The following is a 17922-nucleotide window of genomic DNA, read 5'->3' as shown; positions in this document are numbered from 1 at the left end:
AACCGCCGTCAGTCAGTTGCAGGTGCTGCCGTTCCCCCGCGCGCAGTTCCTCGCGCCCCCGGCATTACCAAATCGCGGCCAGGCAGACCAGCGTGCCCGTCGTCGCCGTCTCGACCGTCGCGCCCAGGACGTCACCCGTGGTGCCGCCCAACCGCCGTACGCAGCGCCGCAGCAGCAGCCACCCGCAGAGCAGCCCCACCACCAGCGCCACCCCGTACCGCGGTGCGTAGAGGCCCACCGCCACGGCGGCCAGGGCCGATCCGGCCAGGGCGGCCGGCAAGGGTACGGATGCCGCCACCATCGCCCCCAGCCCGCCCGGGCGGGCGGCCGGCACCGAGCGCAGGCAGGCCCAGCCGAGCATGCACCGCCCGGCCAGCGCGGCGGTCAGCACCGCCATCGCCCCGCCCGTCGTCGAACGCCCGAACTCCTGGGCCAGCGCCGCGATCTGACCCAGCATCACCAGCAGCAGCACCAGCACCCCGAACGGCCCGATGTCCGACTGCTTCATGATCCGCAGCGCGTCCTCGGCGGGCTTTCCGCTGCCCAGCCCGTCGGCCACGTCCGCGAGCCCGTCGAGGTGCAGCCCCCGGGTCAGGAGAGCGAGCACGCCGATCGCGGCGACGGCTCCGAGCAGCGGCCCGCCCCGCCAGCACACCAGCGCGCCGACGAGAGCCGCCAGACCACCGAGGATCAGGCCGGCCACGGGCGCCAGCGCCATCGCCCGCCCGCCGCTCTCCCGGTCCCAGCGCTCCACCCGGACCGGAAGGACCGTCAGTGTCCCGAAGGCGAACCGGAGCCCGTCGAGCAAGGGGTTCAGCCCCGGCCGAGCAGTTCGGCGGCGGTCGGCAGCGGCCGCGGCGCGGGCGGCTCGAAGGCGACCGCGGTGCCGGCCGGGACGTCCCCGGGGTCGGCGAGGGTGTCCGTCGCGGCCTGGAGCAGCGGCAGCGCCAGCAGCGCGCCGACGCCCTCGCCCATCGAGACCCCGAGGGTCTGGACGGGAGTCAGGGTGAGGCGGTCGTACGCCTTGGCCTGGGCCGGCTCGCCGGTGGACTGGCCGGCGCGCCACCACTCGGGGGCGCGGAAGGCGATCCGCTGGGCGACCAGCGCGCAGGCGGCGGAGACCACGCCGTCCAGCACCACCGGGAGCTTGCGCACGGCGGCCTGCAGCAGGAAGCCGGTGACGGCGGCGAAGTCCGCGCCGCCGACGGTGGCGAGCAGCGCCAGCTGGTCGCCGAGCACGGGGCGGGCCCGGCGCAGCGAGTCGCGGACGGCGGCGCACTTGACCATCCAGGTGCGGTCGTCGATGCCGGAGCCGCGCCCGGTGACGGCGGCCGCGTCGGTGCCGCAGAGCGCGCCGACCAGGACGGCGGCCACCGTGGTGGAGCCGACCCCGAGGTCGCCCAGCACCACCAGGTCGGTCCCGGCGTCGGCCTCCTCGTCGGCGACGGCCATGCCGGCCCGGAAGGCCTCGGCGGCCTGAGCGGCCGTCAGGGCGTCCTCCAGGTCGATCCGGCCGGAGCCGCGGCGGACCTTGAACCGGCTGACCTCCGCCGGGAACTCCTCGGGCCCGGCGTCCACGCCGACGTCCACCACGCGCACGGCCGCGCCGTAGCGGCGGGCCAGCACCGCGACGGGGGCGGAGCCGTCCAGCACCGCGTGCACCCGGCGGGCGGTGCCGCCGGTCAGCTGGGAGACCCCGGCCGAGGCCACGCCGTGGTCCGCGGCGAACAGCACCACCTTGGCGGCGGTCAGCGGCCGTACGGGCGAGTGGCCCTGCACTCCGGCCAGCCAGGCACCCAGCTCCTCCAGCTGCCCGAGGCCGCCGCGCGGCCGGTCGAGCTGCTGCCAGCGCTCCTCGCCGGCCCGGCGGGCGCTCTCGTCGGGGCGCTCCACGAGGGAGGAGAAAACGTCGAGATCCACGGTGGTGTCCATCGTCGGGAAGGCTACACGCCAGCGGGTTTGACGGTCAGTACCTGCCCGGCGACCACCAGCAGGACACGTTCGGAGGCGTCGGCCACGGCCATGTTCAGGCGGCCCAGGGTGTCGCGGAAGCGCCGCCCCGAGGCGGTGGCCGGGACGACGCCCATGCCGACCTCGTTGCTGACGGCGATCACCTGACGTTCCGTCACCTCCCACGCCCGGGCGAGCTCCGCGCAGCGGGCCAGCACGGCCGCCTCGGCCCCGCCCTCCCGCCAGGCGCCGTCCTCCCAGGCCCCGCACTCGTCCATCACGGCGGTGAGCCAGAGCGCCAGGCAGTCGATCAGCACCGGCGCCGGATCGGCGGCGTCCGCCAGCACGGCCGGGAGGTCGCAGGTCTCGGCGGTCCGCCAGCCCGCCGGCCGCCGCTCCCGGTGCAGCCGCACCCGGTCCGCCCAGTCCGCGTCCCCGTCCCGGGTCCCGCTGGTGGCGACGTACAGGACGTCCTCGTGCCCGGCGAGCAGTTGCTCGGCCCGGGTCGACTTGCCCGAACGGGCGCCGCCGAGGATCAGGGTGCGGGGCATCGACATGGTCACCATCCTCCCGCACGAGGCATGGGGCCCCGCCGGGCGGGCACGCTAACCTGCGCGCAGCGCAACCGAACTGAAGGAGACGGGCATGGTCTGGACGTGGCGGTACGAGAAGGCGGACGGCACCGCGGTGACCCTGCCGGGCGAGCAGGAGGAGTTCACCAGCCAGGGCGACGCGGAGTCCTGGGTCGGCGAGGCGTACAAGGACCTGCTCGACCAGGGCGTCGACAAGGTCGCGCTGCTGGACGACGGCGCGGTGGTCTACTCCATGAGCCTGCAGGAGGACTGACCGCCCGTCAGGGCTTCGAGCCGACCACGTGCAGCAGCGCCGCCACCTGGCGGTACGGGTCCTGCTGCCCGGCCCGTTCCTCGGCGTCGAGCAGCTGGGCCAGCTGCCGCCCGTCCACCGGGGCCTGGTGGTCGGGCGTGGTGTCGGTGAAGACCCGCACCCCGTACCAGTGCCGGACCGGCACGGCGATGTCCCGCAGCGTGGTGGCGAGGTCGGCGAGCCGGTCGGCCCGGGCGGGCAGACCGAGGCGGTTGGTGAAGCGGGTGGAGTCGAAGGACTCCAGCGCGGTGCGCCAGTCCCCGGTCAGCCCGGGCCGCATGGCGAGCGCCTCGGCGTTGCGGACCACCAGCGAGAGCACCCCGCCGGGGGCGAGCAGCCGGGCCAGCGAGGCCAGCATCGGGTCCGGGTCGGAGAGGTACGGCAGCACACCGTGGCAGAGCACCACGTCGAAGCTGCGCGGGCCGAACCAGCGGCCGACCTGGTAGCAGTCGCCGCCGAGCAGCTGGACCCGCACCCGCACCTCCTCGGGCTCGGCCGCCAGCGCGGCCTGGGCCGCGCCGAGGGTGACCGGGTCCGGATCGAGGCCGGTGACCAGGTGGCCGGCCCTGGCCAGCCGGAGCGCCTGGGTGCCCTGGCCGCAGCCGACGTCCAGCACCCGCAGGCCGTCCAGCCCGGCCAGCTGGGCACCCAGCTGACGGGCCACCAGCTCCTGGCGGACCAGCGTCCGCAGGCCGCCCTGGCGCTCCAGCCAGGTCGCGGCGGTGGGCAGCGCGCCGCGGGTGGGCAGCCGGTCGTGCCCCCCGAGGCCCTGCTCGGGCAGGCCGCCGGGGGCCGACCACGCGTCAGCCGTCCAGGGCTGGGCCCAGGACGGCTGCTGCACGTGGTCCGCGGTCAGGGCTTCTCGCCCCGCTTGACCTTCGGCTTGGGCAGCCGGAGGCGGCGCATCTGCAGGGTGCGCATCAGCCCGTAGGGGACGGCACCGCGGGTGTTGGTGCCGGGGAACTCGGTGGCCAGCGCCTTGCGCAGGCCGAAGCCGAGCCGCAGGAAGTCCGCGATCACCAGCACGAAGAAGACCATGAAGAGCAGCGTCGAGGCGAGCTTCAGCACGTTGTTCGGGACCACGCTGAGGACCAGCACGACCACCGCGTACGGCAGGAAGAACTCGGCCAGCGACCACCGGGCGTCGATGTAGTCGCGGACGTACTTCCGGACCGGGCCCTTGTCACGGGCCGGGAGGTAGCGCTCGTCGCCCTCGAGCAGCGCGGTGCGCTGCTTCTCCCGCTCGGACCGCATGCGGTCGCGCGACTGCCGCGCGGCCTCCTTGCGGTCCTTGGGGACCGTCACCCGAGTGCGGCGGTTGGCCTCGGCCTCGCTGCGCTTCGGGGTCGGCCGGCCCTTGGGGGCCTGCGGGTCACGGGGCTGGGTGTCGTCCTGCTCGGCCAGCGCGGTGGCGGAGGAGGCTTCTTCTGAACGGCGTCGGAACACACCACAAGCGTACGTGCTGGGTATCGGCAAATCGTGGTGCCCTTGGACCCAAACAGATATCGAATGCCCCCGGAGTGTCCCCTAGGACCTCGGTGCCTCTTCTCCGATCATGGTCAGGGGTCGTCTCCACCCAGGGGATGAGGCCGGAGCCGCAAGGCTGTAGCACGCTTGTTGCAGGCAGGAGCACTGCGGGCGGGCAGCCGCCGCGCATAGACTCGTTCCTGTCAGCCGAGACGGAACCGCAGGCCCGAGAAGGGGGCACCCGAGGCCCATGAGCGACGGAATCATGAAGCGTATGGGGCTGATCTTCCGCTCCAAGGCGAACAAGGCCCTGGACCGTGCGGAGGACCCGCGAGAGACGCTCGACTACTCCTACCAGAAGCAGCTGGAACTGCTGCAGAAGGTGCGCAGGGGCGTCGCCGACGTGGCCACCTCCCGCAAGCGCCTGGAGCTCCAGCTGACCCAGCTGCAGCAGCAGTCGGCCAAGTACGAGGACCAGGGCCGCAAGGCGCTCTCGCTCGGCCGCGAGGACCTGGCCCGCGAGGCGCTGACCCGCAAGGCCAACCTGCAGTCCCAGATCACCGACCTGGAGACGCAGTACCAGGCCCTGCAGGCCGAGGAGGAGAAGCTCACGCTCGCCTCCCAGCGGCTGCAGGCCAAGGTGGACGCCTTCCGCACCAAGAAGGAGACCATCAAGGCCACCTACACCGCCGCCCAGGCGCAGACCCGGATCGCCGAGTCCTTCTCGGGGATCTCGGAGGAGATGGGCGACGTCGGCCTGGCCATCCAGCGGGCCGAGGACAAGACCGCGCAGATGCAGGCCCGGGCCGGCGCGATCGACGAGCTGCTGGCCTCCGGCGCGCTCGACGACGCCAGCGGGCTGGGCCGCAAGGACGACATCGAGGCCGAGCTGGAGCGGGTGGCCGGCGGCAGCGACGTCGAGCTGGAGCTCGCCCGGATGAAGGCCGAGCTGACCGGGGGCACCCCGGGCGGCGCGCCGCAGGCGATCGAGCAGGGCAAGCAGGACACCCCTCCTACGATCAACTACAACAAGTAACACCCCCCCTAGCGCAGGGAGAACACCGGCATGATCATGCGGGTCATGGGCGAGGGCCAGTTCCAGGTTGCCGAGGGGCACCTGAACCGGCTGAACGAGCTCGACGAGGAGCTCCTCGCCGCGCTGGAGTCGGGCGACGAGCAGCACTTCCGGGCCGCGCTCGGCAGTCTGCTCAGCGCCGTCAAGGAGTTCGGCACGCCGCTGCCGGACGACTCGCTGGAGCCCTCCGACCTGATCCTGCCGGACCCGGAGGCCTCCCTGGACGAGGTGCGCGAGCTGCTCCGCGCCGAGGGCGACGGCCTGATCCCCGGCATCCCGGAGTAGCGGTACGCGAAGAAGGGCGGGCCCCCAGGGGGCCCGCCCTTCGTGCGTGCTGCGGCGAATCGTTACGGCAGGGCCAGCATCCGGTCCAGCGCGGCCTTGGCGTACTTCTCGGTCTCCGGGTCCACGGTGATCACGTTCGGCACCCGGCCGTCGACCAGCGACTCCAGCGCCCAGACCAGGTGCGGGAGGTCGATCCGGTTCATGGTGGAGCAGAAGCAGACCGCCCGGTCGAGGAAGACGACCTCCTTGTCCGGGTGCGCCTTGGCGAGGCGGCGGACCAGGTTGAGCTCGGTGCCGATGGCCCACTTGGAGCCGGGCTCGGCCGCGTCCAGCGCCTTGATGATGTACTCGGTCGAGCCGACCATGTCGGCCGCCGCGACCACCTCGTGCTTGCACTCGGGGTGCACCAGGACGTTGACGCCGGGGATGCGCTCGCGCACGTCGTTGACCGAGTCCAGCGAGAAGCGGCCGTGCACCGAGCAGTGGCCGCGCCAGAGGATCATCTTGGCGTTCCGCAGCTGTTCGACGGTCAAGCCGCCGTTCGGCTTGTGCGGGTTGTAGAGCACGCAGTCGTCCAGCGAGAAGCCCAGGTCGCGGACGGCGGTGTTGCGGCCCAGGTGCTGGTCCGGCAGGAAGAGCACCTTCTCGCCCTGCTCGTACGCCCAGTTCAGGGCGCGCTCGGCGTTGGAGGAGGTGCAGATGGTGCCGCCGTGCTTGCCGGTGAAGGCCTTGATGTCGGCGGAGGAGTTCATGTACGAGACCGGGACGGTCACGTCGGCGATGCCCGCCTCGGTGAGCACGTCCCAGCACTCGGCGACCTGCTCGGCGGTGGCCATGTCGGCCATCGAGCAGCCGGCCGCCAGGTCTGGGAGGATCACCTGCTGGGCGCTGCTGGTGAGGATGTCGGCGGACTCGGCCATGAAGTGCACGCCGCAGAAGACGATGTACTCCGCCTCCGGCTTGTTGGCGGCGTCCCGGGCGAGCTTGAACGAGTCGCCGGTGACGTCGGCGAACTCGATGACCTCGTCGCGCTGGTAGTGGTGGCCGAGGATGAACACCCGGTCGCCGAGCGCGGCCTTGGCGGCGCGGGCCCGGGCCACCAGGTCCGGGTCGGAGGCGGGCGGGAGGTCGCCGGGGCACTCGACGCCGCGCTCGCTGTTCGGGTCGGCCTCGCGGCCGAGCAGCAGCAGTGCGAGCGGCGTCGGAGTGGGGTCGACGCCGTAGGTCTCGGTGGTGGTGGTCACGGGCGGGTGCCCTCCTGTGCGGCGGAACTCTGTGGTGCCTTGGCCGTTATCGTCTATCTGACGCTATCTATGATAACCCGTTAGCGTCACTCTGACGATGGCCGAAGTGTCGATGTGACGAGAACCGCGTGCCGTTGCGTCGTGTAGACCGTCGCGTCGGGTTGGCTGGACAGCCATGAAGGCAATCGCGATCAGGCGTTACGGCGGCCCGGAGGTCGTCGAGTACACCGAGCTCCCCGACCCCAAGATCGGCCCGGACTCGGTGCTGGTCCGGGTGAAGGCCGCCGGGGTCAACCCGGTGGACTGGAAGATCCGGGAAGGGTACCTGGACGGCGTCACCGACGCGCACTTCCCGCTGGTCATGGGCTGGGACGCGGCCGGGGTGGTCCAGGCGGTCGGCGGCGGGGTCACCGAGTTCGCCCCCGGCGACGAGGTCTTCGGCTACGTCCGCAAGGACGCGGTGCAGCACGGCACGTACGCCGAGCTGGTCTCCGCCCCGGTGCGGACGCTGGCCCGCAAGCCGGCCTCGCTGAGCTGGGCCGAGGCGGGCGGCCTGCCGCTGGCCGGGCTGACGGCCCACCAGTGCCTGGTCCGGGCCCTCGGGGTGACGGCGGGCCAGACCGTGCTGGTGCACGCCGCCGCCGGGGGCGTCGGGGTCTTCGCGGTGCAGATCGCCAAGGCGCTCGGCCTGCGGGTGATCGGCACCGCCGGCGAGCGCAACCACGAGTTCCTGCGCTCCCTCGGCGCGGAGCCCGTCACGTACGGGGAGGGGCTGGCCGACCGGGTCCGCGCCCTCGCCCCCGACGGGGTGGACGCCGCGGTCGACCTGATCGGCGGCGACGCGGTGGCGGTCTCGGCCGGCCTCGTCCCGGACGGCTCCCGGATCGCCTCCGTCACCGACTACGGCGTCAAGGCCCTCGGTGGCCACTACGTCTGGGTCCGCCCCGACGCCGAGGGCCTCGCCGACCTCGCCCGTCTCGCCGACGAGGGGAGGCTCCGCGTCCCGATCGCCTCCACCTTCCCCCTCGCCCAGGCCGCCAGCGCCCAGGCCCTGAACGCCGAGGGCCGCACCCGCGGCAAGATCGTCCTCCTGGTCGACTGACCGCCGCCGGACGGAGAGCGGACGGACGGAGTGCGGCTCACCAGTTCCGGGTGGCGATCAGCTCCTCCCCGTCCGCCTCCGTGAACCCGTACGCCGACGCGACGAACCAGAACTCGTCGCCGATCCACTCGCGCGCGACCGTCTCGATCTCGCTCCCGGCCGCCTCGAGCTCCACCTCCAGCAGGTTGAACTCCTCGGTCGAGGCGTGGGTCAGCGCGTACAGGCCCGCCAGGTCCGCCGGCCGCTCGGCCTCGATCCGCTCGCACAGCCTCAGCAGGATCGCCTTGCCCCGGTCGACGAGGTGATCGGGGAAGTACGGATCCTCGAACATCTGCGACAGGAAGGCGTGCCCCGCCACCCGCTGGTTCGCAATCGCCACGTGCCCACCCGATCTCCTCGACGAACCGATCCGCCGATCATGCCCGTCGCCACTGACGGGCCGGCCCCGGGCACCCGTCCGGCGGAATCGCCCTAGCTGACCCGTCGTCACATCTCCCTTGTGATAATCCCCGTCATCAATGAGGATCTTGGTCGGATCGAGGAAGATCCACTGGAACCTCACGGGGGAGTACGCATGTCCGCGAACGAACGAGGCACGCTCGGCCGCCGCTCACTGCTGGCCGGCCTGACCGGGGCGGGTGCCGTCGGGGCGCTGGCGCTCGGCGCCGGGACCGCCGAGGCCGCTGCCGGCACCTACGTGGTCGACGTGCTGGCCAAGAACGCCGACCCGACCGGGCAGACGCCCAGCGACCAGGCGTTCAAGGACGCGGCCACCGAGCTGCTGGCGTCCTTCCAGCCCGACCCGGTCTCCGGCGCCATCCCGAAGAAGGTGCTGCTGATCCCGCCGGGCAACTACCTGATCACCCAGCCGGACGCGCTGCTGCCCGGCATCGCGGGCCCGGGCAACGGCGGGATCGTGGACGGCATCGCGATCGTCGGCCACGGCAAGCGGCTGAGCAGGATCACCTACGCGCCGACCGCCCGGAACACCACCTTCTGGACCAACCGGGACCGGTACAAGAACATCCGGATCAGCGGCCTCACCTTCGACAGCCGCGACGCCACCTCCACCTTCAACTACGCCTACTCCTCGGACGCCGGCGGCGTGCAGGACACCTGGTACACCGACGTCGAGTGGCGCGGCGACTGGAAGGCCGGGATCGTCCTGGACGGCGCGCCGGACCGGGCGGCGGGCGACAAGACCAGCCCGCAGTCCGACCTCAACAGCGAGATGGGCTGGGACCACTGCCAGGTGGCCGGCAGCTACGCCGACGCCTTCCTGGTGATGGGCGCCACCCCCGCCGCGAGCCAGCAGGACCAGTTCCTCAACATGTGGTTCCGGGACTGCAAGGTCGAGTTCAAGTCCGGCGTCTTCGTCCGCAACGAGCGCGGCGGCTCGATGAACTTCACCGGTGGCTCGTACATCCTCACCGACACCGAGGCCTACGGGACCTTCTTCAAGCTCGGCGGCACCACCGGCCGGGCCGACTCGGTCAACCGCCTGTACGTCCAGGGCATCCGCTTCGAGCTCCGCAGCGACAAGCACAAGGTGATCGACTCGGCCTGGTACAAGGGCAACATCACCTTCGTCTCCTGCGACGACACCGCGCTCTCCTTCCAGGGCTGGGCCACCACGGCCGTGGCGACGCACGTCTACCGCTTCGACGCGGTCACCCCGAACCGCGCCCCGATGATCCGGTACCAGGACTGCGCCCTGATGGGCTCCCACCAGGTCACCACCACGAGCGCCACCACCACCGGCAAGCTGCTCTACGACGGCTGCCGGTTCTCCGACGCGAACGCCGCCACCGGCGGCACCGGAGCCACCGGAGGCCTGCTGCGCTGGACCGGCACGGCGCCCTGGTACGAGTTCCGGGACTGCTCGGCCGGCGCCGTCCGGATCCCCGACGTCAAGGGCCAGTAACCCGCCACGGGGGCGCGCCCGGCACCGGGCGCGTCCCTCGGTGCAGAATGGTTCGGCGTTTCGTTTCTTCCCAGGAGCCCCGTACCGATGAGCACCAACAGACCGTCAGATCCCGGCGGGGCCTCCCTGGACGACACCGACCGGCTGCTGCTCACCCACCTGAGCCGGGACGGCCGCGCCTCCTACGCCGAGATCGGCCTGCTGGCCAACCTCTCCGCCACCGCCGTCCGCCGCCGGATCGACCGGCTCCGGGCCCGCGGCGTGGTCCGCGGCTTCACCGTGGTGGTCGACCCGGACGTGCTCGGCTGGCAGACCGAGGCCTTCGTCGAGGTCTACTGCCGGGAGCGCACCGCCCCCGAGGAGATCCTGGCCAGCCTGCGGCAGTTCCCCGAGGTGGTCGCCGCCTGGACGGTGACCGGCGACCCGGACGCCCTGGTCCACCTGCGGGCCTCCGACACCCGGCACCTGGAGGCCGTGATCGAGCGCATCCGCAAGGAGCCCGGCGTCCAGCGCTCCCGCAGCTCGGTGGTCCTCTCCCGGCTCATCGGCTAGCACGTCCCCCGGATGACGCAGGAATCCTGCGTCGCCCCCCGCGAACACGCTCGATTCCGGCCCGGACCGCCGCGTTCCGACGCGCGCCGGGCGCACACCGCTGCCTACGCTGATCATGTCCGGCAACCCCACGCGCCCCGGGCCTCCCCCGACCCTCACCGCAGCGAGAGGCACCACCATGTCCGCAGCCCCCGACCGCATGCACCGGCCCGACAACGAGCTGGTGGACCTGGTGTTCGACTACATGCGCGAGCGGCTGCAGTACGACCCGGTGCCGCTCGACCACCCCGGCGACGGCGAGCACCTCAAGGCCCAGCTGGCCGGCCTGCTCAACCCGAGCGGCAACAACCCGGCCGACGTGCTGAAGCTCTACGACCACGAGCTGTCCCGCGCGGTGATCTCCGCCGACAGCCCGCGCTACCTCTCCTTCATCCCGTGCGCCCCCACCAAGGCCGCGCTGCTCTTCGACATGGTGGTCTCCTGCGCCTCGCTCCAGGGCATCTCCTGGCTGGAGGCGGCCGGCGCCATCGCCGCTGAGAACCAGGTGCTGCGCCTGATAGCGGACCGGGCCGGGATGCCCGAGACGGCCGGCGGCACCTTCGTCTCCGGCGGCTCGGCGGGCAACCTCTCCGCCCTGGTGGTCGCCCGCGACACCGCCCGCCGCCGCCTCGGCGAGGGCGTCAAGCTGCGCGTCGCGGTCGCCGACCAGGTGCACTCCTCGGTGAAGAACACCTTCAACATCATCGGCGTCGAGGCCTTCAAGGTCCCCACCGTCGACCGCCGCTTCACCGGCGAGGCGCTGCGCGCCGCGCTGGCCGCCGACCCGCACCCCGAGACCGTGATCGCGGTGGTCGGCACCGCGGGCACCACCAACGAGGGCATCGTCGACGACCTCCAGGGCCTGTCCGAGGTCACCCGCGAGCGCGGCATGTGGTTCCACGTGGACGGCGCGTACGGCGGCGCCGGCCTGTTCGCCCCCTCCGTCCGGGAGCGCTACAACGGCATCGAGCACGCGGACTCCTTCGTGGTGGACCCGCACAAGTGGCTGTTCGCCCCGTTCGACTGCGCCGCGCTGATCTACCGCAACCCGCAGCTGGCCCGCGCCGTGCACACCCAGGACGCCTCCTACCTGGACGTGCTGCACACCGAGGGCGACGAGTGGAACCCCACCGACTACGCCTACCACCTGACCCGCCGGGCCCGCGGCCTGCCGCTCTGGTTCTCCCTCGCTGTGCACGGCACCCAGGCCTACACCGACGCGATCGAGGCCGGCCTCACCCTGGCCCGGGAGACCGCCGCCCTGATCGAGCGCACCGAGCACCTGGAGCTCCTGATGGACCCCCAGCTCTCCTCGGTCTGCTTCCGCCGCACCGGCTGGACCCACGAGGACTACTACCGCTGGTCCCAGCAGCTGCTGGCCGACCAGATCGGCTTCGTCACCCCGACCGGCTGGGACGGCGAGACCGTCGCCCGCTTCGCCTTCCTGCACCCGGGCACCACCATGGAGATGGTCGAGGAGATCCTCGCCACCATGGCCTGAGCCCGACCCGCCGTCAGCTCACCGCCCCGGCGGCCGGTCGAAGACGCAGTCCCCGCACAGGCCGCCCGCCGGCGCCCGGTAGTACAGGCAGCAGCTCGTGCGTCTCCCGTCGGCCCGCAGCGCACCGCGCAGCGGGCCGACGGCCTGCAGTTCGGCCGCCAGCTCACGACCGGCCCCCAGCACCTTCACCGCCCCGGCCAGCGCCGAAGCCGCGTTCCCCCAGAGCAGCCCCTCGGCCACCGGGACCACCCGGCGCACCGCCTCGCCGAACGGGCGCAGCTGACCCTCCACCACCTCCAGGTACAGCTCCGCAGCCAGCCCCGCCGGGCCCGGCTCCCGCACCCCCGGCACCCAGAGCTCCAGCATCCCGCCGGGCACCAGCCGCCAGTACGCCCCCGCCAGGTCCGGCACCACCCCGCCGACGGCCGCCGTGCCCAGCGCCACCGACCAGAGCCGGGCCGCCGCCCCCAGCTGCGCCGCCGAGGCCGCCACCCGGAGCTCGGAGGTCCGCATCCGCCGCGCCACGTCGGCGATCCGCTCGCGGAGGAAGGCCGCCGAGCGCAGCTCGGCCACCGGCCGGAATCCCTCCGGCGGCCTCGGCCCGGTGGCGACGGCGAAGAACCCGCCGACGGCGCCCACCTTCCGCAGCACCTCCTGACCCTCCGTCAGGCCCCCGTCCCCGGTCACAGGAACGCCGGGTTCGGCACGTAGGTGGCCGGCGGCCGCATCCCGCGCACCGCCAGGTAGCCCTCGGTGGAGAGCGACAGGCCCAGCTCCATCCCGACGTCCACCGCCCACTCCTGCTCCGCCGTCAGCCCCTCGACCAGCACCTCGGTGCCGTCCGGGGTGCGGGCCAGCGCCTCCCGCAGCAGGCGGGTGCCGATCCGCTTGGAGGTGGCGGCCAGCAGCTTCACGGTCCCGCCGTCGCGGTAGCAGTAGCCGCTCCCGGCCAGGGTGTCGGCGATCAGCAGCTCGTCGTAGTGGGCCAGCATGAACCCGTGGTCCACCCCGTGGGCCGCGCCGCGGGCCCGGCGGTCCACCGAGTCCAGCAGGTGCAGGTGGGTGCGGTTGCCCGGGTGCACCGGGATGTCGCCCGGGTCGAGCAGCCCGGCCCGGTCCACCCTCCCGGTCAGCCGCATCGCCGGGTGCAGGGTGAACCCGGCCCGCCGGTAGCGCCGGGCGGCGGCGGGGGAGGCCGAGGCGTAGAGCATCCCGCGCAGGCAGCCCCGCCCGTACGTGCCCGCCCGCTCCAGCAGCAGCCGGCCGATGCCCCGGCCCTGGGCCTTGGGCAGCACGGCGAAGAGCGAGAGCAGCCAGAGGCCCTCGCGGCGCAGCGACAGCGCCACCCCGAGGGTCTCGCCGTCCTCCTCGGCGACCCAGCAGCCGGGCTGGTCGTGGCGGATCGCGTGCACCGTCCGGGCGAGCTCGCGGGTGCGCCGGTCCGGATCGGGCGGTGAGCCGTCCTCCCGGCCGGCCAGGTCGCGGAAGGCGGCCCGGCTCACCGCCTCGACGGCCGCCGCGTCGGCGGAGGTGTCCTGGAGCTGACGAATGATCACCCGCTCATCCTGCCGCGACGGCGTGCCCCGGGCGGGGGGTTTGTCAGGATCGGCCGGTGACCAGGCCCCGGCGGTGTGCGAGCATGGGGCGTGGAGGGTGGACACGTACCACCTCCAGCACTCGAGAACCACCGCCCGGGGAAATGAATCCGGGAGGCCGCTGGTTGGCACTGGCGGCAGTTCGTCGTCACATACCGGGAGTAACCAGATGAGCGTCCAGGACGAGACCACCGTCGAGAGTGGTCTGCTCCTCACCGATTCCGCCGCGGAGAAGGTCAAGGGTCTGCTGGACCAGGAGGGCCGCGACGACCTGGCGCTCCGCGTCGCCGTGCAGCCCGGTGGCTGCTCCGGCCTGCGCTACCAGCTCTTCTTCGACGAGCGTTCGCTCGACGGCGACGTCGTGAAGGACTTCAACGGCGTCAAGGTCGTCACCGACCGCATGAGCGCCCCCTACCTGGGCGGCGCCACCGTCGACTTCGTCGACACCATCGAGAAGCAGGGCTTCACGATCGACAACCCGAACGCCACCGGCTCCTGCGCCTGCGGCGACTCGTTCAGCTAGTCGTACCGCGAAGGCCCCCACCCGGAGTTCCGGGTGGGGGCCTTCGCCGTGTCCGGGACGACTCAGTGCTTGGGGCCGCCGACCTCGTCCGGGCCCTGGTTGCGCGGCAGCTCCTGGCCGGTGTTCTGGTCGAAGACCGTCCGGCCCTCCAGCTGCGTCTTGAGGTCGGCCGAGACCTCCTGCAGCTTGGCGATCGCGGCGCAGGCCTGCCCGGCCGGCTGCGGCTCCCGGACCACGACCTTGGCCTGCACGGTGCCGGCCTTGGACTCGTCCAGCTTCAGCCCGTACTTCTCGCAGACCCCGCCGTAGAAGGTGACGGTCAGCCGGAGCCCGTCCACCCGGTACGAGACCCCGGGCGCCTTGCCGTTCGGGTCGGGCTCGCCCACCGCGATGCCGGGGGTGGTCGCGGTGGGGGTGGGGGTGGGCGAGACCTTCACCGGCGGGGGAGTGGAGGGCCGGGGCTCGGGGTTGGACGGGCTCGCGGAGGCGGAGGCCGAGGCGGTGGCCGACGGGGTGCCCGCCGGGACGTCGCCGGGCGCGGTCGAACCGGAGGTGGTGGCCGAGCCGCAGGCCGTCGCGGTGCCCAGCGCGAGCAGCAGGCCGGCGACGGCGACGGTCCGGCGGAGCCGGGTCTTCTGGTCCATGGTGCGTCTTCCTCCCGAGGGTGCAGCGTCGTGCTGTGCGGCTTTGACGTGCCCGGGAGGAAACCGGTTCCACCGGCCTCGGGTCAGCTGCCGTACTCGGACATCCCCGCCACCAGCCGGCGGGTGCCCGGCGGGACCGAGACGGCGCCGCGGGTGGGGCGGGCGGGCTCGGGCTGAAGGGTGCTGGTGGGCCAGAAGTGGCCCATCCGGCGGGAGGAACTGACCAGTGCGTCAAGGGACTCGAGGTCCGCGTCACCCCGGAGGGCGGACGGCACGCGCAGGGTGGTCGGCCGGTTCGGCATCATCGGTACGGGCTCCGATCGGCGGGCCGCGAGGGTGGGTCGCGGGCCTGGGAAGGGCCGGGCGGTCGGGCCCCGGCAGATTCGACCCTAGATCGGCGGACCGGGCCGGGCCAGGCTTACCGCGCGGTAGTACCCGTGGGTGTCGCGCCCGGGTGGAACCGGAGGCGTGGTGGGCGCCCGGGCGACGGCCCGGTAACGTGTGGGGGTCAATTCCATCGCTTGACCCGGCCGTCGCCGGCCACCTGAGGAGTCCTCCGTGCGCATCGCCGTCGCCGGCTCGATCGCCACCGACCACCTGACCACCTTCCCCGGCCGCTTCGCCGACCAGCTGGTCGCCGAGCAGCTGCACACGGTGTCGCTCTCGTTCCTGGTGGACACCCTGGACATCCGCCGGGGCGGGGTCGCGCCGAACATCGCCTTCGGCATGGGTGTGCTGGGCCTGCGCCCGGTGCTGGTCGGGGCGGCCGGAGCGGACTTCGAGGAGTACCGCAGCTGGCTGGAGCGCAACAACGTGGACACCGACTCGGTGCACATCTCCGAGACCCGGCACACCGCGCGCTTCATGTGCACCACCGACCAGGACCACAACCAGATCGCGTCCTTCTACACCGGCGCGATGGCCGAGGCCCGCAGCATCGAGCTCAAGCCGATCGCCGACCGGGTCGGCGGCCTGGACCTGGTGCTGATCGGGGCCGACGACCCGGCCGCGATGGTCCGCCACAGCCAGGAGTGCCGCACCCGGGGCTACGCCTTCGCGGCCGACCCCTCGCAGCAGCTGGCCCGTCTGGACGGCGACGACATCCGCACCATCGTGGACGGCGCCACGTACCTGTTCACCAACGAGTACGAGGCCGCGCTGATCGAGACCAAGACCGGCTGGGACGCGGAGGAGATCCTGCGCCGGGTCGGCACCCGGATCACCACCCTGGGCTCCAAGGGCGTGCGGATCCAGCGGGCCGGCGAGCCGGACGTCACGGTGGGCTGCCCGGTCGAGGAGCGCAAGGCCGACCCGACCGGCGTGGGCGACGGCTTCCGGGCCGGCTTCCTGGCCGGTCTGTCCTGGGGCTTCGGCCTGGAGCGCTCGGCCCAGCTCGGCTGCATGCTGGCCACCCTGGTGATCGAGACCGTCGGGACCCAGGAGTACGAGCTCAAGCACGGCGTCTTCCTGGACCGCTTCGCCCTCGCCTACGGCGAGGAGGCCGCAGCCGAGGTCCGCGCGAAGCTCGCGCGCTGACGCACCGTCACCCGGAGGGGGTCCCGGCAGGCCGGGGCCCCCTTCAGGCCGTCCGCTCCACCAGGTACGCGGTGCCCCGCTCGACCCCGTAGTGCTCGGCCGGGGCGGTGCCGCGGTAGGCCTGGCCGCGCATCTCGCACCAGGCGGGGACGTCGAGGCGGGCCGCCTCGTCGTCGGCCAGCACCACCACGCTGCCGCCGACCGGCACCTCGCCGATCCGCTTGGCCAGCTCGATCACCGGCAGCGGGCAGCGCTTGCCCAGCATGTCGAGGACCAGCTCCTCCGAGGTGGCCGCGGCCGGGGCCGGCAGGTCGAGGCCGAGCGGGGCGCGGACCCCGGCGACCAGCCCGGGAAGCAGCTCCAGGAAACGGTCCACCCCCGCCTCGGGGGTGCCGTACGGGAGCGAGACCCGGACGTTCCCCTCCGTCAGGACGCCCATCGCGGCCAGGACGTGGCTGGGCGTCAGGGTGGAGGAGGTGCAGGAGGAGCCGGAGGAGACCGCGAAGCCGGCCCGGTCCAGCTCGCCCAGCAGCACCTCGCCGTCCACGTAGAGGCAGGAGAAGGTGACGATGTGGGGCAGCCGGTGCACCGGGTCGCCGACCACCTCCACCTCGGGGACCAGGCTCGGGACCTGACGGCGGATCCGCTCGACCAGGGCGTGCAGACGGGCGTTCTCCGCCTCGGCCTCCGCCCGGACGGCGCGCAGCGAGGCGGCGGCCGCGACGATCGCCGGGACGTTGACGTAGCCGGGCACCCGGCCGCGCTCGCGCTCGTCGGCGGGCAGCGGGGAGACGTAGCGGACGCCCTTGCGGACGGCGAGCACGCCGGCCCCGGCGGGGCCGCCCCACTTGTGGGCGCTGGCGGCCAGCAGCGACCAGCCGCCGGGCAGGGCCACCCGGCCGGCCGACTGGGCGGCGTCCACCAGCAGCGGGACCTCGCCGAGCAGTTCGGCCGTCTCCTCCACCGGCTGGACGGTGCCGGTCTCGTGGTTGGCGGACTGCAGCACGGCGAGCGCGGTGTCCGGGCGGGCCAGGGCGGCGAAGGCCCCGGGGGAGACCCGGCCGTACCGGTCCACCGGGGCGGCGGTGACCTCGCCGCCCTCGGCCTCGAAGCGTTCGGCCGAGTGCAGCACGCTGGAGTGTTCGACCGCCGAGTGCAGCAGGTGACGGCCCGTCCGGCGGCGGCCGGTCAGCGCGCCCAGTACGCCGAGCTGGACGGCCTGGGTGCCGCTGGCGGTGAAGGACACCTCGTCGGCCCGGCACCCCAGCACCTCGGCCACCGTCTCCCGCGCGGCGTCCAGCAGCATCCGGGCCTGCCGCCCGGAGCGGTACAGCCGGGCCGGGTCGGCCCACCCCTCCTCCAGTGCGGCGGTCAGCGCCTGCCGGGCGACGGGGTGCAGCGGGGCCGTGGACGCCACGTCGAAGTACATGGCGCCATCTAACCCGAAGCGGACCCCGAGGGGTCGTCCCGGGGACGGCCGGGAGGGGTCCGGACGGCCGGGTCACCTCACCCGTACGGTGGACGGACAGTTGACCGAGTGTCAGACGTGCGTACGGAGCTCGATCCTCCAGATGGGCTCCGCAGCCTGGTTCCTGACGGT

General features: G+C 73.2%; 21 protein-coding genes. 9 read left to right on the top strand and 12 right to left on the bottom strand.

Annotated features, from left to right (window positions below; genetic code table 11):
- Window positions 1-64 precede the first annotated feature (64 nt).
- From ACWCYY_RS20010 to cobU, 3 genes are read right to left on the bottom strand one after another with little or no spacing between them, the layout of a single operon-like run.
- Window positions 65-808, bottom strand: a complete 744-nt coding sequence (locus tag ACWCYY_RS20010) for an adenosylcobinamide-GDP ribazoletransferase (protein WP_449796803.1) — start codon at window positions 806-808, stop codon at window positions 65-67.
- A 5-nt stretch (window positions 809-813) separates the two neighbouring features.
- On the bottom strand, window positions 814-1932 hold the full coding sequence (locus tag ACWCYY_RS20005) for a nicotinate-nucleotide--dimethylbenzimidazole phosphoribosyltransferase (protein WP_380150198.1): 1119 nt from the start codon (window positions 1930-1932) through the stop codon (window positions 814-816).
- Window positions 1933-1943: 11 nt separating this feature from the next.
- Window positions 1944-2507 (bottom strand): bifunctional adenosylcobinamide kinase/adenosylcobinamide-phosphate guanylyltransferase, encoded by a 564-nt coding sequence (gene cobU, locus ACWCYY_RS20000; RefSeq protein WP_449796802.1) that lies wholly within the window; start codon window positions 2505-2507, stop codon window positions 1944-1946.
- A gap of 88 nt (window positions 2508-2595) precedes the next feature.
- Here cobU and ACWCYY_RS19995 point away from each other — a divergent pair, with 88 nt between their 5' ends.
- Window positions 2596-2796, top strand: coding sequence for a hypothetical protein (locus ACWCYY_RS19995; protein ID WP_380150199.1), 201 nt, complete (start codon window positions 2596-2598; stop codon window positions 2794-2796).
- Window positions 2797-2803: 7 nt separating this feature from the next.
- On the opposite strand, the gene ACWCYY_RS19990 is transcribed toward ACWCYY_RS19995, so the two are convergent.
- Entirely contained in the window at window positions 2804-3517 is a 714-nt protein-coding gene (locus tag ACWCYY_RS19990; protein WP_380150218.1) for a class I SAM-dependent methyltransferase, read from the bottom strand.
- Window positions 3518-3687: 170 nt separating this feature from the next.
- The gene (locus tag ACWCYY_RS19985) at window positions 3688-4281 is read right to left on the bottom strand and encodes a DUF3043 domain-containing protein (RefSeq protein WP_449796801.1); all 594 of its coding nucleotides are present in this window, start codon (window positions 4279-4281) and stop codon (window positions 3688-3690) included.
- Window positions 4282-4552: 271 nt separating this feature from the next.
- On the opposite strand from ACWCYY_RS19985, the gene ACWCYY_RS19980 reads away from it, so the two are divergent.
- Together ACWCYY_RS19980 and pspAA are read left to right on the top strand one after the other, a co-directional pair.
- A complete protein-coding gene (locus ACWCYY_RS19980; protein WP_380150201.1) occupies window positions 4553-5338 on the top strand; it encodes a PspA/IM30 family protein in 786 nt (261 codons plus the stop codon).
- A 30-nt stretch (window positions 5339-5368) separates the two neighbouring features.
- Window positions 5369-5662: a PspA-associated protein PspAA gene (gene pspAA / locus ACWCYY_RS19975; RefSeq protein WP_380150202.1), complete on the top strand. Its 294-nt coding sequence runs from the start codon at window positions 5369-5371 to the stop codon at window positions 5660-5662.
- Window positions 5663-5724: 62 nt separating this feature from the next.
- Here pspAA and nadA read toward each other — a convergent pair whose 3' ends face one another.
- Window positions 5725-6906: a quinolinate synthase NadA gene (nadA, locus tag ACWCYY_RS19970; RefSeq protein WP_380150203.1), complete on the bottom strand. Its 1182-nt coding sequence runs from the start codon at window positions 6904-6906 to the stop codon at window positions 5725-5727.
- A 175-nt stretch (window positions 6907-7081) separates the two neighbouring features.
- Here nadA and ACWCYY_RS19965 point away from each other — a divergent pair, with 175 nt between their 5' ends.
- A complete protein-coding gene (locus ACWCYY_RS19965; RefSeq protein WP_449796800.1) occupies window positions 7082-8008 on the top strand; it encodes an NADP-dependent oxidoreductase in 927 nt (308 codons plus the stop codon).
- 37 nt (window positions 8009-8045) lie between these two features.
- Here the strand turns inward: ACWCYY_RS19965 and ACWCYY_RS19960 are convergent, their stop codons facing one another.
- Complete coding sequence (locus tag ACWCYY_RS19960) at window positions 8046-8387, bottom strand: DUF5713 family protein (RefSeq protein ID WP_345279862.1); 342 nt, start codon at window positions 8385-8387, stop codon at window positions 8046-8048.
- A 195-nt stretch (window positions 8388-8582) separates the two neighbouring features.
- Here ACWCYY_RS19960 and ACWCYY_RS19955 point away from each other — a divergent pair, with 195 nt between their 5' ends.
- From ACWCYY_RS19955 to ACWCYY_RS19945, 3 genes are all read left to right on the top strand, one after another.
- Window positions 8583-9932, top strand: a complete 1350-nt coding sequence (locus ACWCYY_RS19955) for a hypothetical protein (protein ID WP_449796799.1) — start codon at window positions 8583-8585, stop codon at window positions 9930-9932.
- A gap of 87 nt (window positions 9933-10019) precedes the next feature.
- Window positions 10020-10484 carry an Lrp/AsnC family transcriptional regulator gene (locus ACWCYY_RS19950; protein WP_345279858.1) on the top strand — a complete coding sequence of 155 codons (465 nt, stop codon included), beginning with the start codon at window positions 10020-10022 and terminating at the stop codon, window positions 10482-10484.
- Window positions 10485-10662: 178 nt separating this feature from the next.
- A complete protein-coding gene (locus tag ACWCYY_RS19945) occupies window positions 10663-12024 on the top strand; it encodes a pyridoxal phosphate-dependent decarboxylase family protein (RefSeq protein ID WP_449796798.1) in 1362 nt (453 codons plus the stop codon).
- Window positions 12025-12042: 18 nt separating this feature from the next.
- Here ACWCYY_RS19945 and ACWCYY_RS19940 read toward each other — a convergent pair whose 3' ends face one another.
- Window positions 12043-12675, bottom strand: coding sequence for a (2Fe-2S)-binding protein (locus tag ACWCYY_RS19940; protein ID WP_345279854.1), 633 nt, complete (start codon window positions 12673-12675; stop codon window positions 12043-12045).
- Between the two features lie 32 nt (window positions 12676-12707).
- Entirely contained in the window at window positions 12708-13580 is an 873-nt protein-coding gene (locus ACWCYY_RS19935; protein ID WP_449796797.1) for a GNAT family N-acetyltransferase, read from the bottom strand.
- A 208-nt stretch (window positions 13581-13788) separates the two neighbouring features.
- On the opposite strand from ACWCYY_RS19935, the gene erpA reads away from it, so the two are divergent.
- Window positions 13789-14142: an iron-sulfur cluster insertion protein ErpA gene (gene erpA, locus ACWCYY_RS19930; protein ID WP_345279850.1), complete on the top strand. Its 354-nt coding sequence runs from the start codon at window positions 13789-13791 to the stop codon at window positions 14140-14142.
- 62 nt (window positions 14143-14204) lie between these two features.
- On the opposite strand, the gene ACWCYY_RS19925 is transcribed toward erpA, so the two are convergent.
- The gene (locus ACWCYY_RS19925; RefSeq protein ID WP_449796796.1) at window positions 14205-14786 is read right to left on the bottom strand and encodes a hypothetical protein; all 582 of its coding nucleotides are present in this window, start codon (window positions 14784-14786) and stop codon (window positions 14205-14207) included.
- Window positions 14787-14869: 83 nt separating this feature from the next.
- Window positions 14870-15091, bottom strand: coding sequence for a hypothetical protein (locus ACWCYY_RS19920; protein ID WP_345279847.1), 222 nt, complete (start codon window positions 15089-15091; stop codon window positions 14870-14872).
- Window positions 15092-15344: 253 nt separating this feature from the next.
- Here ACWCYY_RS19920 and ACWCYY_RS19915 point away from each other — a divergent pair, with 253 nt between their 5' ends.
- Window positions 15345-16322 (top strand): carbohydrate kinase family protein, encoded by a 978-nt coding sequence (locus ACWCYY_RS19915; protein WP_345279845.1) that lies wholly within the window; start codon window positions 15345-15347, stop codon window positions 16320-16322.
- Window positions 16323-16365: 43 nt separating this feature from the next.
- Here ACWCYY_RS19915 and ACWCYY_RS19910 read toward each other — a convergent pair whose 3' ends face one another.
- Entirely contained in the window at window positions 16366-17751 is a 1386-nt protein-coding gene (locus ACWCYY_RS19910) for a cysteine desulfurase/sulfurtransferase TusA family protein (protein ID WP_345279843.1), read from the bottom strand.
- Window positions 17752-17922: the final 171 nt, after the last annotated feature.

It is taken from the genome of Kitasatospora sp. NPDC001664, assembly GCF_053596675.1.
Note: the sequence above shows the minus strand (reverse complement) of the source record. Positions and strands in the feature narration are given on the sequence as shown.